Origin of the sequence: Dyella sp. S184, assembly GCF_009766065.1 — a bacterium.
Lineage (GTDB): Bacteria > Pseudomonadota > Gammaproteobacteria > Xanthomonadales > Rhodanobacteraceae > Rhodanobacter.
In genome coordinates this window covers 1-13998 of record NZ_LMUE01000013.1, presented here as the reverse complement: position 1 = coordinate 13998, position 13998 = coordinate 1, and the positions used below count along the sequence as shown (strand labels likewise).

At 56.1% G+C, this 13998-nt stretch carries 13 protein-coding genes; 7 read left to right on the top strand and 6 right to left on the bottom strand.

The genetic code is table 11. The features are described from left to right. Positions 1-293 precede the first annotated feature (293 nt). Together GSQ75_RS17615 and GSQ75_RS17610 are read left to right on the top strand one after the other, a co-directional pair. Positions 294-1085, top strand: a complete 792-nt coding sequence (locus GSQ75_RS17615; RefSeq protein ID WP_158756196.1) for a hypothetical protein — start codon at positions 294-296, stop codon at positions 1083-1085. 491 nt (positions 1086-1576) lie between these two features. Beyond that, positions 1577-2533 carry an alpha/beta hydrolase gene (locus GSQ75_RS17610; RefSeq protein ID WP_158756195.1) on the top strand — a complete coding sequence of 319 codons (957 nt, stop codon included), beginning with the start codon at positions 1577-1579 and terminating at the stop codon, positions 2531-2533. A 341-nt stretch (positions 2534-2874) separates the two neighbouring features. Here the strand turns inward: GSQ75_RS17610 and GSQ75_RS17605 are convergent, their stop codons facing one another. The 3 genes from GSQ75_RS17605 to GSQ75_RS17595 all read right to left on the bottom strand — a co-directional run bounded on the left by GSQ75_RS17605 (position 2875) and on the right by GSQ75_RS17595 (position 4898). Continuing rightward, on the bottom strand, positions 2875-3573 hold the full coding sequence (locus GSQ75_RS17605) for a pirin-like bicupin family protein (protein ID WP_158756194.1): 699 nt from the start codon (positions 3571-3573) through the stop codon (positions 2875-2877). Between the two features lie 208 nt (positions 3574-3781). Beyond that, positions 3782-4255, bottom strand: a complete 474-nt coding sequence (locus GSQ75_RS17600; protein ID WP_254058641.1) for an acyloxyacyl hydrolase — start codon at positions 4253-4255, stop codon at positions 3782-3784. A 451-nt stretch (positions 4256-4706) separates the two neighbouring features. After that, on the bottom strand, positions 4707-4898 hold the full coding sequence (locus GSQ75_RS17595) for a hypothetical protein (protein WP_158756193.1): 192 nt from the start codon (positions 4896-4898) through the stop codon (positions 4707-4709). 1007 nt (positions 4899-5905) lie between these two features. Between GSQ75_RS17595 and GSQ75_RS17590 the strand changes: the two genes are divergently transcribed. From GSQ75_RS17590 to GSQ75_RS17575, 4 genes are read left to right on the top strand one after another with little or no spacing between them, the layout of a single operon-like run. Beyond that, complete coding sequence (locus tag GSQ75_RS17590) at positions 5906-6391, top strand: JAB domain-containing protein (RefSeq protein WP_174236752.1); 486 nt, start codon at positions 5906-5908, stop codon at positions 6389-6391. Next, positions 6391-7017 carry a hypothetical protein gene (locus tag GSQ75_RS17585; RefSeq protein WP_158756192.1) on the top strand — a complete coding sequence of 209 codons (627 nt, stop codon included), beginning with the start codon at positions 6391-6393 and terminating at the stop codon, positions 7015-7017. The genes GSQ75_RS17590 and GSQ75_RS17585 overlap by 1 nt, the downstream gene beginning before the upstream one ends. Continuing rightward, on the top strand, positions 7014-7325 hold the full coding sequence (locus GSQ75_RS17580) for a hypothetical protein (protein WP_158756191.1): 312 nt from the start codon (positions 7014-7016) through the stop codon (positions 7323-7325). The genes GSQ75_RS17585 and GSQ75_RS17580 overlap by 4 nt, the downstream gene beginning before the upstream one ends. Positions 7326-7345: 20 nt before the next feature. Then, entirely contained in the window at positions 7346-9874 is a 2529-nt protein-coding gene (locus tag GSQ75_RS17575) for a right-handed parallel beta-helix repeat-containing protein (RefSeq protein ID WP_158756190.1), read from the top strand. A gap of 282 nt (positions 9875-10156) precedes the next feature. On the opposite strand, the gene GSQ75_RS17570 is transcribed toward GSQ75_RS17575, so the two are convergent. From GSQ75_RS17570 to GSQ75_RS17560, 3 genes are all read right to left on the bottom strand, one after another. Beyond that, positions 10157-10855: a hypothetical protein gene (locus GSQ75_RS17570; protein ID WP_158756189.1), complete on the bottom strand. Its 699-nt coding sequence runs from the start codon at positions 10853-10855 to the stop codon at positions 10157-10159. Between the two features lie 434 nt (positions 10856-11289). Next, positions 11290-11895: a hypothetical protein gene (locus tag GSQ75_RS17565; protein ID WP_158756188.1), complete on the bottom strand. Its 606-nt coding sequence runs from the start codon at positions 11893-11895 to the stop codon at positions 11290-11292. 539 nt (positions 11896-12434) lie between these two features. Continuing rightward, complete coding sequence (locus tag GSQ75_RS17560; protein ID WP_158756187.1) at positions 12435-12725, bottom strand: hypothetical protein; 291 nt, start codon at positions 12723-12725, stop codon at positions 12435-12437. A gap of 225 nt (positions 12726-12950) precedes the next feature. Between GSQ75_RS17560 and GSQ75_RS17555 the strand changes: the two genes are divergently transcribed. Then, positions 12951-13880: an IS110 family transposase gene (locus GSQ75_RS17555; RefSeq protein WP_158756186.1), complete on the top strand. Its 930-nt coding sequence runs from the start codon at positions 12951-12953 to the stop codon at positions 13878-13880. The last annotated feature ends 118 nt before the right edge of the window (positions 13881-13998 follow it).

Below are 13998 nucleotides of genomic sequence, written 5' to 3'. Positions count from 1 at the left end.
CAATCGGGCGCGGGTGCATGAGCAGACCGAAGAGTTGGCGCTTCCCTTTTTCCAAAGTGTTCTCGCAGCGAAGTAGCGCTGTCTGCCGACGCTCTACATCTGATACCGAAATACGCAGCAGCATCGCAGGGCCGGAAGCGAAGCGTCATGGCCGGCGCTTTCGTATAGAGGAAAGCCAGTGACTACGCGTGGGAATGACCTTTAACCCCTTAACGTTACGATCGACATATGTTCGGCCCTGATCGACAGGGCTCGCATTTGACCAATACACACCTTCTATGGAGTTTGCCATCATGAAGTCTTATCTGCTGATCACTGCAATTCTGTATGCGGGTCTGCTTAATGCAAAAGCGCCAACGGGTGACGACTATCTGGTTCCAAGATTCCAAGCGGGCCAGACCTTCAGTACCGTCTTCTCCATTTTGCGCTCGATGAAAGCAGACGGTTATGACGAACATGCGGGACGCAATGGCGGTTCGGCCGATGCCACTGTACTTTCTAATAGTGCTAGCGCTTGGCGCTTTACTTCGACTTGGCGCTACGACGGACAAGCCGGGGGCCATGATCAAAGGGAGCTAAGAGATGGTGGCCGCACATACTGTTCCTTGAATGGCGACGCCAAGGACAAGTGCCAGCCCTATCTGGAAGCTAGCGGTTTGACTTACAACCCAGCCCTATGGGGTGTCCCGCCGAAACAATTGGTCCAAGGCATGAGCTGGAAGGTCGACCTGACAAGGGCATGGGAACTGGGTGGCAAGAACGGTACTGAAACAGTTACCGTGATCCACCTCGACCCACTGACGGAAACCGTGACTTTGATGCGCGAAGGAACCGCAGAGGGATTTTTCTCGGAAGGTGATGCCGCCACGACACAGCTAAATCACGGCGGCCAGACCGAAGCGTTTGACATTGTTCCGGGCACCTCCCATTGGAAGGGCTATACCACTTTTGTCAAAGGCATAGTTTTCAGCGATGAACTCTTGGTGACGCGCAATGATGTGCTACACGGAAAAAATGGCCAGATAGTGAACGCAACCGACCGCCGCATCATGCTACTCAATGCCGCACCGTTTCCAACGCTCTAACAGACTGTTGAGAAAAAACCGCGTATCTAAGTGGCCATAGACTGCCTCAATCGCAGAGCGATCACGTGGTCACGGCCGACGACGATGCTCCGGTGGGTGGAGCAATCCCGATGGCTCACTCCCTTTGCCATGGGTCGAGCTGCTCATCAAGGCTCTTGTTCTCGGCGCGCCATGTACATTGGCAGCCCTTTCTCCAGCAATTCGTGGTCTTGGTGGGCCGTCGTGAGTAGCATGCGGTCTAACAATTCGTTCAAGGCGGACGGCTTCGCCGCCGCTTAACTCCAGCGGTAGGTTTTTACGAGGCCTGTGCTATTAGGCAGTGGCGAAGCGTTCCTGCCAGATATTAATTTGACCACGGCTGGCTTTCGTTGCACACAGCATGTGAATACCCTCACACCATGCATGTATTTCTGACAAAAACTTAAGCGCTATAGGGCACGTTGATTTGCCACAAGCACGGTGAAACGCATTCAAACCGACGGAATCCCATCATGAGACATTTTTTCGGCTGGCTCTTGGCGCTGATCGCGGGCGTATGGATCAACGTGGGAACGGCGAACGCGGCGCCGCTCACCGAAGGTTGGCAGAATGTCGAGGGCATTCATGTGTTTTATCGCGAAGGCGGCGATCCCTCTGCCCCAGCCATCGTTTTCCTGCATGGCACACCGCTTTCGTCCTTCATGTATGTGAAAGTCATGGAAGATCTACTTCGCATGCAACATGGTCACGTGCATGTGATCGCGATCGATTACCCTGGCTTTGGCTATTCGGAGGCGCCCGATCATCGATCGTGGCCGTACACGTTCGATCATATTGCGGCGACGGTCAGGGACTTGTTACGTCTGCGCGGTATTCGCCGCTATAGCCTGTATATGCAGGATTACGGCGCCCCGGTGGGTTTTCGGCTCATTGCGGATGAGCCATCGGCGGTCACGGCGATCATTGTGCAAAACGGCGTAATTCATATTGATGGCTTTCCGATGGCGCAAGACCCGCATAGTGCGATACGGCGCTATTGGTATCACCGCGATCTCGCAGTGGATGCGGCACAAATCGATGCCACCAAGAAACTGACCGAGCCGAATGCCACCTGGACAGACAACGACAACATCGGTGCCGATGCATCGCTGTTGATGAGCGAATCCCTGCAGCGCCCCGGTGTTGCCGAGGCACGCAATGATCTTTGGTTCGACTACGGCAGCAATCTCGCGCGGTATCCATCCTGGCAAGCAACGTTGCGAAAGATGGATATACCCGTGCTGGTGCTTTGGGGAAATCAGGACAAGTTCTTTACGACACCGGGAGCCAAAGCCTACTTACGCGAGTCTCCCCACGCGGAAATCCACATACTCGACGCCGGACATTTCGCGACGCTGCAAGTGCCGGATGAGATCGCAAGTTTGATATCGGCCTTTGTCGATCGACACAGCAGTGCGTTTATCGAGTGATGCGGAGGCCGCCAATTGTTAGTGCGTTACGCATACTGGCGTACGGGAGGAACCATCCGCGCGAAGGAGTCGCGCAAGTGGCGGTGATCGCTGGGCGAGGCTCCGCACCGCTTCGGCGGCGCTCGACATCGGCGGCGACGTAGGCACCTCAAGGTCCAGCCCGACTTGTTCCAGAACATCGAACTGGTTGCGAACCTGCGCAGTCAGGACTTGGCTGTTGGTGCTCGTTGAAAGCACTCCAGAGGGGCTCGTTGAAAATTGACCAGGGCAAGGAGGCTAAGGTAAGGGAAGACCGCTCGGCTGTGGATACTCACGGCAGCTTCTCCCGTGTGAGGGTGAAATCAGGCGGCATCGACGAGGATGAATTCCGCATCCTCATCGGCCGTGATGATGAGGCTGAGCTCATCGATGGCGGCGATACCATCACCGACCGCAACCCGTTGCCCGTTGACGAAGACCGCGCCTTGGCTAGGGGCGAGATAGGCATGCCGAAACCGGCCGAGCGCGTGCGTAACTGTGGTCCCTGCGAGAAGAGTGGCGCCCAAAACCCGGGCGTCGGCGCGGATCGGCAGCGCCTCTGTGTCTTGTGGATCCCCGCTCGCGAGCGTAACCAGCCGTCCGGCGCGATCAGCCTTCGGGAAACGGCGACTCTCCCAGCTTGGCGTCCCACCGCGCCGGCGCGGGAGAAGCCAAATCTGAAACAACTTGAGCGGGAGCTCTCCATGGTTGCGTTCGGAGTGACTGATCCCCGTCCCTGCGCTCATGACCTGAACGTCGCCTGCGACGGTATGACCAACGTTGCCGGTGCTGTCCTCGTGCGTGACAACGCCCTGCCGAACATACGTGATGATTTCCAAGTCGGCGTGTGAGTGACGGCCGAAACCCGTACCCGGAGCGATCTGGTCATCATTCCAGACCACCAGAGCGCCAAGCGGACTATTGGCAGGGTTACCGTTTGCTGCAACTACAAAGTGGTGGCGTGCATTGAGCCATCCGTGATCGCCGGTCTCGAGTGTTTCTTTGGGCCTGATTTTAAGCATTGCCGTTCCCGATTTCGAGCATGATGGCTGCTCGCTTCGTCGATATTTATGGAGCCAAAACGCCAGCGCGATTAGTCAGCAGATCACGGACAGGGCGTCCTGTCCGGTGAACGCCGCTGCTCTTTTGGCACGCGCAGACGGCGGCAAAATCACCGGACCTACTCACGGCGAAAATATGCCAATGTTGATGCAGTGAAATTTAACAACCTCACTTATTCAATCCGAAGCCAATTAAAATCATCGTCTCACCGCGATTTGGCGCATGCAGACTTCCATTTGAGATGTGTCGAATCTGCAGGCTGACGCGAGACCCTTGCCAACCCAGCGTGCTTACGAACTCGTAAGGGCTACTGAGCGCCTGGGTGCGGCCAGTATGTAGGGAAGGTTGGAAATTGAAGAAGAAGTGATGCATGTAGCTGGCATCTCCCCCATATCGCAACCTTATGCCAGCAGCAACGATCCAGATCTTGTCCTCAGTGCCGAGTGCGTAGCGTGTGTACCACGCAAGGTTGCGGCCGTTGATCCATCCCGTCGAAATATCGGGTGACCATGTGAAGGGTGTTTGGCCCATGGAATACTCACGAAAGGTGGCCTCAAGAAAGCCAGCGTTGGTGCCGAAGCTGTCCATGTAGCTGCGACCAAGCTGAGCCTCGATATGGACGGGAGACGGGTCAGCTTCCATGGCCAATGCGTGGCTACTGAGCAAGAAGGTGCAAGCAAGTGCTACCAAGCGGCGATAGGTGTGTGAGACCGTGGTTTGAACTCCCGTTTCCATAATCTTTCTGCACACCTGTCAGCCTGACCGCCAACCGCCGCCCAAACTCCGATAGAGGGTCACCAGAGCGTTCAGGCGATCGACACGGGCGCGTACTAGGGCCAGCTGAGCGGTCAACAGACCGCGTTGCGCGTCGAGCTGGTCAAGGTACGGCGAGTACCCGCCATGCTGGTGATATCGCTCGGCATGGCCTGCGCTGTCGCCCACTCACCACGGCCGTGCTGACCTCGGTCAACACACACCATACCGGACTTGCCTCTGGACTCAATAGCGCCTTGGCCAGGGTCAGCGGGCTGATCGCCACCGCCCTACTCGGCGCGGTACTGGTAGGCCGCGGCGCGGCCTTGATCAGCAGGCTTCACGGAGCGGTGATTGTCGGGTAGTTGGCCTCCGCGGTCTCCGGCGTTTGCGCGTTCCTTCTGATTCCTGGCGTAAAGGCGAGCGCGAGCCGGAGAACTTCGTGAGCGGCGCTCACAGCCATCTCGATCGGCTTGGCGACCGTCATCGCTTCGAATTGAATAGCGAAGTCGGCGACTAGTTGAGCGCTCATGCGTGGCTCCTTTCGAAGACCTTGCGGTAACCAGAAACCAACTTCATCGGCAGCGGCCCGATTTCATCCAGGGGAAGAATGTGCGGTGGGTGATCCTCTTCCATGGCAGCGATGGGCATGCATCCGCGCACAAAACTGACCCGATAGGACAGTAAGGTGCCACAGCGAACCATGTCTTGCTGCCGACAGTGGCTCATTCGCAGCTTGGTAGAGGTGGTACAGCTGGATATCGGGACCCAATTTCCCGGGCAGCGGCGCGGAGATCGAACCATTGTGCGGAATGGTCGTCATCAGCCCCGACGGGGGCCACTAGTGCGGCCGATCGGAAATAATCTGAGACATATATCACGACTGTAGAGAGCGGTGGTCTGCGCTCTTGAAAGAGCTGACGCCGTCAGTCTCGCTACAGACTCTATAGGAGCAATCGTGATGTTCAACTACCCAGTACTCGAGTGTCTTGTTGCGTTCGCCATCTTATTCTTGATTGGTTATGTGGTCGCCGACTGTAACGGCAGGAAGGGTCCAGTCGCACCGGGCAACGAGGTCGCACGCACATGACCCTATCTTGCCCACGCTGCCATACCCCGTTCGTCGTACGTCGACGTCGCGCGCAAACCGCAGCTATCGCTATCGCTGGTGTCGCTGGCGCTATCCAGGGTGCCTCCAGTGCGATCACTGAGACCAAGGGTAAAAGCGACCCCATGGGCGTCATCGCTGGTACGATCTTGGGTGGCTTGCTTGGCGGCGCAGCCGGTTGTGCCGCTGGGGCCGCTATCGGCGCACCGATTGATCATGCCCTGCCCGATAACTTTCTGTGTCAGGCCTGCGGCTATGCCTTCGACGGCGATCGTATGGATCCAGCGTTGACGTAGCACGGCCCGCGTCCACTGGAGCGAACCGTTTCGGCTCGAATCTCTTCGTTCTTCTCATCTTTCCTCGCGACTGCGCATAGAGCCCGGCCGTGAGGCCGGGCTCTATGCGTTTGTTCCGCTTACAAGGAGCACCTTATGAAAGTTGTTCGATCCATGGCATACACCCGCTACAAGCTCGGCACCGAGACGACGGAGCAAGACGTGCTCGCCGCAGCCGAAGGCATCCTGAAAGAAAGGCTCGTGCGGCGGGGAAGCATCGGCAACCCGACCGATGCGAGCAGCTTTCTGCGCATACGGCTTGGTGCGCTGTTGCACGAAGAATTTCACGTCCTGTGGCTTGATAACCGGCACCGGATCATCGACTGTCAAAAGCTCTTTACCGGCACCGTCGATGGCGCCAACATCTATCCCCGGGAAGTCGTGCGGGCCGCGTTGAGCATCAATGCCAGCGCCGCCATTCTCGCGCACAACCACCCCAGCGGCGTTGCGGAACCTAGTGCCGCAGACCGTGCAATTACCCACGAACTCCGCGACGCATTGAGGCTGGTCGGAGTGCGCATTCTGGACCACATCGTGGTGGGTGCTGAGTGCGTCAGCATGGCCGGTAGAGGGCTGATGTGATGCATATGCTAACTGCAGCCCTGCCCTTTGCCGGTTTCTACGGTTCCCAGCACGATGCTGAGCTGGACTACGCCATGACGGCGATGTTCTCAAACGACCAGGGTGATCCGAATCAGGGTTTGACCGATCGCTTAAGCAGCGCCTGCTGTTGGTCGGCAGTCCACCGCGCGTACGCCAAGGAGTTTTCGGAATGCTTTTGCGAGGAAGCTGGGATCCACCACGCGCGTTTCGAGTCGATGGATTCCCCAAAGTTCTACAACTTTGAGACCGATCGCATGTTCATCAAACTGCCCCTGAAAGAGGTACAGAGGATGATGCGCGAGACTTCGACTGCCTCGCTCGCCCAGGTGGCCGGTGAGCGCCACACGTCACGCAGCGGCTTCATCTCCTTCTACTCGCCCGACTGGAGAACGTGGGGTGACGTGACGTGCTGGGATCACAACCAACTTCAAACCTTGATTGAAGCGTATGTGCTCGACACCCATGGTGAACTGGATGAGACCGGCCTGATGGAGAGCGCACGAGGAAACGGAAGGCCTGAGGAGTGGATTGAGGACAACACGCCCGGGGTCGAGCGGCTCTATCGCGTTCACGACTACCTGCGCACACGGGAGGCGCGCACATGAAGAACTACAGCGAACGGCTGGCCGAGAACACGGCCACGCTCCACATGCACGGCAAGCTCATCGAGACGGTCGTGGAGATCGCATGTAGCATGGCGCTCGCCCGCTTCCGGCCCAACGACAGTTACGAGTTCCACAACCTCGCGAAGAATTGGGCGGCAGAGTTCGAGGCGTTGTATGACGATCGTGTCGCGTCTTGTGAGTGGGACGAAAACTCCCGGCGCGAGCGCTGCGAGTACTTCACACGGGAGAAGGTAGACGAAGTGGTACTTGCAGGACTCGGTCGAATTCTGGCGCGAGACGAGCCCTGAGTGGCGTCGGCTATGTCCGGGTGGCCGACGCCCTCTTTCGCGTCGCGCCTGATGCGGATGTCCATTCCGGTGGTGCCGCCATCTCGTTTGGCATGCCAGGAATGTCTCAGTTCGGCCACTTTCGGACAGTCGCTGAGCAACTTTCACAGGAAGAAAGCTGCCATTGCCGCCGACCCTTGGCGCGGCTACGGCTTGAGCTGCAGGACGGATTGACTTCGGTTAAAGCCACTCGCTCCAGCTTGGCCCCGTATACAAGTAGCATGGTGGCTTGGGAACAGGCAGCAATCCACATGGCAACAATTGAGGTAAAAAAAGGTCCGTTTGGCGAAGTTACGCTTGCCGATGCCCTTAAGCGGGCGCGAGCGGGTGACGACGTCGTGCTCGCACCGGGCATGTATCCGGCTGTGAGGGTTAACAAGGCGGTGCAAATCAGAGCCGGCAAGCCAAACACTGTACGTGTCATCGGGCAGCTTGTTGTTGCAGCAAAGGTCACCCTCAAGAATCTTGATTTAACTATCAAGGATGGCACCGGAAACACCGCAGCACTCCGCGTAGAAGCAGGCGGCGATGTTGCTTTATCCGACTGCGAAATCAGCGGGAACGGGTCCGGTGTGATCAGCAACGGCTCATTGTCGATGGTGCGATGTCAGGTTTTTAACCTATCCGGCAGTGGCATCGACATTCGAAGCGGGAGAGCGCAAGTCGAAAATTGCGAATTCTGGAATTGTGCCGGGCCGGCCGTAGCGGGTTGTGGAAAGGACGTTCGCCTTCAGATGCACAACAGTCGTGTGCACGATACAGGAATGAACGCGGTGTCGCTTTCCAACGGTGCTCGTGGCTTGATCGAAACCAGTAGCCTGCGTGGTTGCGGCGCTGAATTTGCCGCAGTGAATTTAGATTCAGAGGCGCGAGGCGAACTGCTGAATTGCAAAATCCACGATACGCCGGGAACTGGTATCACTGTCAAAGAAGCTGCACAAGCTGTCGTCGATGGTTGCGAGCTTTGGGCATGCGGGAGAGAAGCAGTTTCTGTCGATGAGCCCGCCAGCAGGATCGCCTTGAAGAGCACATTGATCCACGATACTGAAGGTTGTCTTTCGGCGAGCAACGGCGCCGATGTCCTCATCGAGGATTGCGAATTTCGAGGTGTTAGCGAGGATTGTCTCGCGATGCTATTTTCAAGCAATTCGACCGGCAAATTGCGCAAGGTGACCATCCGCGACATCGGCCAAACCGGGTTGGCTGTGGAGGGCCAATCGAAAGTTGAAGTCGAATCGTCAGGTCTAGAGGGGTGTGGCGATTACGGCGTGACCGTGTGCCATGTGGGCTCGGTGGCAACACTCATCGACTGCACATTCCGCGAAAACACACCTGCTTCAGTTGTCTCGAGAGAGGCTGCCATGGCGATGCTGCATGGCTGCAAGTTTCTCGATGAGTCTGAGGAAGAGGCTTTGCAACGTGAATCAGACGGGAGGTTGCTCGTATCGGAGTGCCAGTTTGTCACGCCGAACAGAAGTATCGAGCAAACAATGACGTATATCCAAACTTTAATAGAACAACGGGACCCGATGGCCGCATCTACTTTCGATCCCATCAACGGTTTAGTAATGCCCGCTGAGGCGCACGCCAAAGAAGCACTTGCAACGTCTTTCGAGCACTTTCAGCAACCAAAGTCAGATGCACCAACAGAGGCGGCGCTGCCGCTTTCGCCGATCAACTTGCAGCTATCTCTACTCGATCAAATGATCGGCTTGCAAGCAGTCAAGCGAGAGGTACAGAAGCTTGTGAGTTTCGTTCAAGTTCAGCAAATGCGGGTTGAACAAGGTCTAAAGGCACCTGCTGGCTTGAGTCGCCATCTTGTCTTTCTTGGCAACCCGGGTACTGGCAAGACAACCGTTGCGCGGGTGATTGCGAAGATTTATCACGCCATGGGTCTTTTGAAGACGGACAAAGTGGTTGAAACGGATCGAGCGGGCTTGGTTGGCGGATACATTGGCCATACGGCGATCAAAACGGCTGAGATTGTTGAACAGGCACTCGATGGAGTCTTGTTCATCGATGAGGCGTATGCGTTAGCAGGCAAAGGGGAGGAAGACTTTGGCGGGGAAGCGATCGATATTCTTCTCAAACTTATGGAGGATCAACGCCATCGCTTGGTTGTGATCGTTGCTGGTTATGCGAACAAGATGGAAGGGTTTCTTGAGAGCAATCCTGGGCTGCGGTCACGCTTCCGAACGACTCTTCATTTTGAAGACTACGACGCCGATGAGTTGTTTCAGATCATCGTGGGTATGGCGGAAAAAGATGACTACGCCATCGATGTGGATGGCTGTACGTATCTTCGCAGTTTGTTCGAGGAAATTTCCACAGATCGCCCTAAGCACTTTTCTAACGGCCGCTACGTTCGCAATATTTATGAAAAGGCAATCGAGTTCCATGCTTCTCGAATCGGTGAGATTCATAGACGCGCAGCTTTACAGGCAAAGGACCTGCTCCTTCTGCGCCTTCTGCGCGCAATCGACTTTGAACAAGCCATCGGTATGCAGTGATGTTCACGTCCGGGCACATAGAATATGTATCCCGGCGAATCTAACGTGCACAATCAGGCGTGCCCGCTTGCGGGCGGGTGCATCGTATTGCTAGGTCTCCTTACCGGGCAGTCGCTGAGCGAAACTGACGGATGTGATCGGTCGCATTTTGTTGGCGCTTAGCCGCCTGAAGCAGCGCAACATAGAAGACGGCACGATGACCAGCATCGGCTCGAAAGCTCAGGGGGCGAGGCATCAAGCGAGATATTGACCGGAAGTCACGCACGGAATTGTTAGACTTCACTACGAGATTGCCTTTGGGCTGATAGCACGCTCAATTAAGGCATTTGTTTTCTCATGTAAGTATTCCATTACGTCTCGTACTGAATCGATTGCGTGATCAACGTAATTCTCGTCAATTTCTACTTCGCAAGGATCAACACTTATTCCAGAAATTTTGTTGAGCCTTGAAATTTGCTCTTCAGTGAGCAAGAACATATCGCCGCCGTGATGTATGAGAGCGTTTCGTACAGCCAATAGGTCTTTTATCGGATCCCACAAGTTAGTTGGTAGCTCGAAGGAGCCATACTTTTCTAGGAAGACTCTACGGGTACTCCAAGTGTCGCCTTTTAGATCTGCAGGCTTAAACAGAGCTTGCTCTCCCATCGCGTGAACAACTCTATCGCACTCACGCTTCATTGCGCTCTCGAGAAGAGATGCGAGAAAGATCACGTGAGAAGAACGCATTCTTTTTCGGTAGTATCCAACTGCCAGAAAGCCAGAGTCATTGATTTCTTCTGACTCAGTTTCAACTTGCTCGTGGATGTAGCGCTGCTCCTCAGCATCCATCTGCGCCCAAGTGTTTTCAGTCTCTCTCTTGAACCATCGAAAGAGATCCAGCTCATACGTGTCCAACGAATAACTGTTCTTCAAGCCAGCAAGGAAGCGCCGCCGCATGCCTGGCTTTAGGTAGTCTGGTATTGGTCCGAGTGTCCAAGTCATGGCTATGCAGTCTAACGAAGCTGGAGAATAAGTTCGGGGGGCGAAAGGAACATAAGCAGCTAACTACGCTTTGTCGTCATTTTTTTGGACTTTTTTTTGTGTTCCGTTCGCGGAGCCACTGCCAACACTTCGGCAGACTCCTTGCGCTCCCCTTTGTTTTTAGAATGCATGCCTTTGCCGGCGCGCGAAAGATTGGCAGGGGACGGAACTCTCGGTTTGTTTGCCATTTGTATTCCCGTTAGCGCTGGTCAATCCTTAGCTGTCTACACCTTGTATCGAAGGTTAACAACACCGAGCTGGGCAGCGGCCGGTCTCGCAGACGGCCGGGTTTAGACGCCAACGGCCCCTTCGGGTCGGTCTCCGCCCGCCGCATCGTGCCCGGGCTTCGCCAAGCCCGCAATGAACAGCATTCGCCAAGAGCGGTCGTTCAATGTCTAAGCCGGCTTGATCTGATGCTCGGAGAAGCCAAAATCCGGTTGAACCTGCAACACAGACGACGCGATTACCGCAAAAGGGCCCTTGCCGTGCTCATGGTGAAGACGCTCGTAGCTGGATTCAAGCGCTCCGGGACGCGTTGAGCCGAAAACCACGAATCCTAGTGACTTCCCAAGTACTACTTGCAGCGCCAGCGTGTCCTTCTGAGGCGACATGCTCAGCTTGAAGGAAAACTGATCGTTCAACAGGCGACCAGAGCGAGCCAGCTGTGGTGCCACACCGTTAACTTCCCTCATGAGTTCAAGCATCTGGTATTTGCCGGTAAGCATTAGTTGTTCGTTTGAAAACCAGTTGAGGAATAGGCAGCCATCACTGGGAAAGATGGTTGACGAGTCACGATAGAAAATTGCCTTCGCGAGCTTCCTTCCGAACGTGCAAATCGCAACATGAAACTCTGCAGGAACGGAAAGAACAGGAGTTTCAAGGTGTGTTCGCCCTGGCGCGGGTTTTATGCCTAGCTTGCGATTGCGGCTCCGGGCCTCACGTGCGCTTGAGGGTATTAGCTTGGGGAAAAGGTCTGGAAACTGCTTGCTGACGGCATGCATGAGGCCATTCTGCCTTCCGTCCCGGTCGCCCAGCTCCGTGAAGGGATCCAATCGACCAAGCATGGCAATGAGAAGGTCCTCGTTGCTTGTTCCATGATTGCAAGCCTCACAGCAAGGAAATTCAAAACCCTCGGGCCACTGTCTATCCTGAAAAAGCGAACGTGGCGGACAGTGTTCAACTGTCGTGGCTAGAGCGGCTCCACCGCAGAAAGCGCAGTACGGATGCTTCAAGAGGAACGCCTTCTTGTGCTTTGTCGCAACCCCCATAAACAGACGCTCCTCATCGTAAACAACAGCTTACCTCAACGTGTTTTGTGACCAAAATCTTTCTACCTGCAATGTCTGCTTCGGGTCGAACAGCGACCGTCGGGCATCATTCACAGGCCGACGAATCATCGAACGACGGCCAACGGTCAGTGACCGGCCAATAACGGCCGGTCGCATGCTACAAATGCGTGGCAAAAAGCAGCCATTGCCGTGAGATTTAACGCTGGAATTAAGCGGCGGCCTAGCCGTCCGCTTGGATGACTGGTTAGGCCTCAATTGCGTTGCGCGGCGTCAAAAACTGCCTGCCCACACTGAGCGGCCGTATCTGACAACTTGCTAAGAAATTGATGCCACTCATTGTTGACCATACCGGAAACGTAGCGATCTCCCCAAGCTTTTGGATTGCACATGCTGATGATGTGCTCGCAGGCGTTCTGAGCCATGCTGGGACTTGCAGCCCGACCAACAATGCGCTTGATTTCGGATGCCACATCAGACGCCTCGGGAAGACGCTCAATGCTCGCAGCAAGAGCCAATAGCGGATCAAGTTGCGAAATTGTCATGGTTGAGGCCTAACGCTTATGTCTTGAACATTTCGTAGTCTAAGTGCCGAGAGCCCGGTGAGCGCACCCGATAACGCTTCGGTGTAGCAGCACCGTAACTCAGCCTGGGTCGCGCACCGGCCTCACGTCCTTCGCCCGAACAGTTGCGCGAGGAAAACTCGCACCGATAAGCGTGGGCAGGCCGTGAGTGGCTCTCGGCATTTCCTACTCTAACGGAGTTTGGTCATGACAGCAGTCGGCATTGATGTGGGCAAGGCAGCGTTGGACGTGGCGATCTTCGGCGAGCCGAAGGTGCATCGGTTTGCGAACACGGCGGCGGGCATCCGCCGACTGATTCGGTTGCTGCACGATCGTGAGAATGTACGGGTCGTGGTGGAAGCTACCGGCGGCTATGAAGAGGCGGTGCTGGCGGCGTGTGCCGAGTCAGGGCTATGGATTGCCCGGGTCAATCCACGACAAGCCCGCCACTTCGCCCGGGCGATCGGACAGCTGGCCAAAACCGACAACCTCGACGCACGGATGCTGGCGGAGATGGTGCAGGCGTTCCATGCACGGTTGCGCACTCATGTGCCTTTGGAGCCTTGGCAGGCCGAGCTTCGCGGCTGGTTGCGTCGACGCCACCAGATCACCGAGGCGATCCAGCGCACCCGCCAGCAACTGGCCATGACGCTGCCAGCGATCCGACCGCTGATGAAGAAAACCTTGGCGGCGTTGCAACGTGAGCAGACGCTGGTCGATACAGCCATGAAGCAGTTGCTGCAGGTTCATGCGACTCCTGCCATGCGTTCGTCCAAAGGACTGGGCCCGATGTTCCAGGCCAGTGTCCTGGCGTTGCTGCCAGAGCTGGGCCAACTGCGCCGTCAACAGATCGCCAAACTGGTCGGTGTGGCGCCGCTCAATCGCGACAGTGGCCAGAGCGAGGGCAAACGACGAATCTACGGTGGACGTGCTGAGGTGCGCGTAGCGTTGTACATGGCGACCTTGTCGGCGGTGCGCTGGGAACCCGTGATGAAGGCGCATTATCAGCAGTTGCGAGCACGAGGAAAGGTTGCGAAGGTTGCCTTGGTGGCATGCATGCGCAAGCTGCTGACGATCGTCAATGCACGGCGACGCGATGAGCTGCGAGGCGTGGAGCTGGCGACCCCAACCACCTGATCACTGGTTCGCGTTCAAGACAGTTGCTGAGTTAAGCGGCGCGCGGTACGCGCGGAGAGTTCCTACGCAAAAGTGGACACCGGATGGTTAGCCGCATTGTGCCTCGAACTCGATGGGA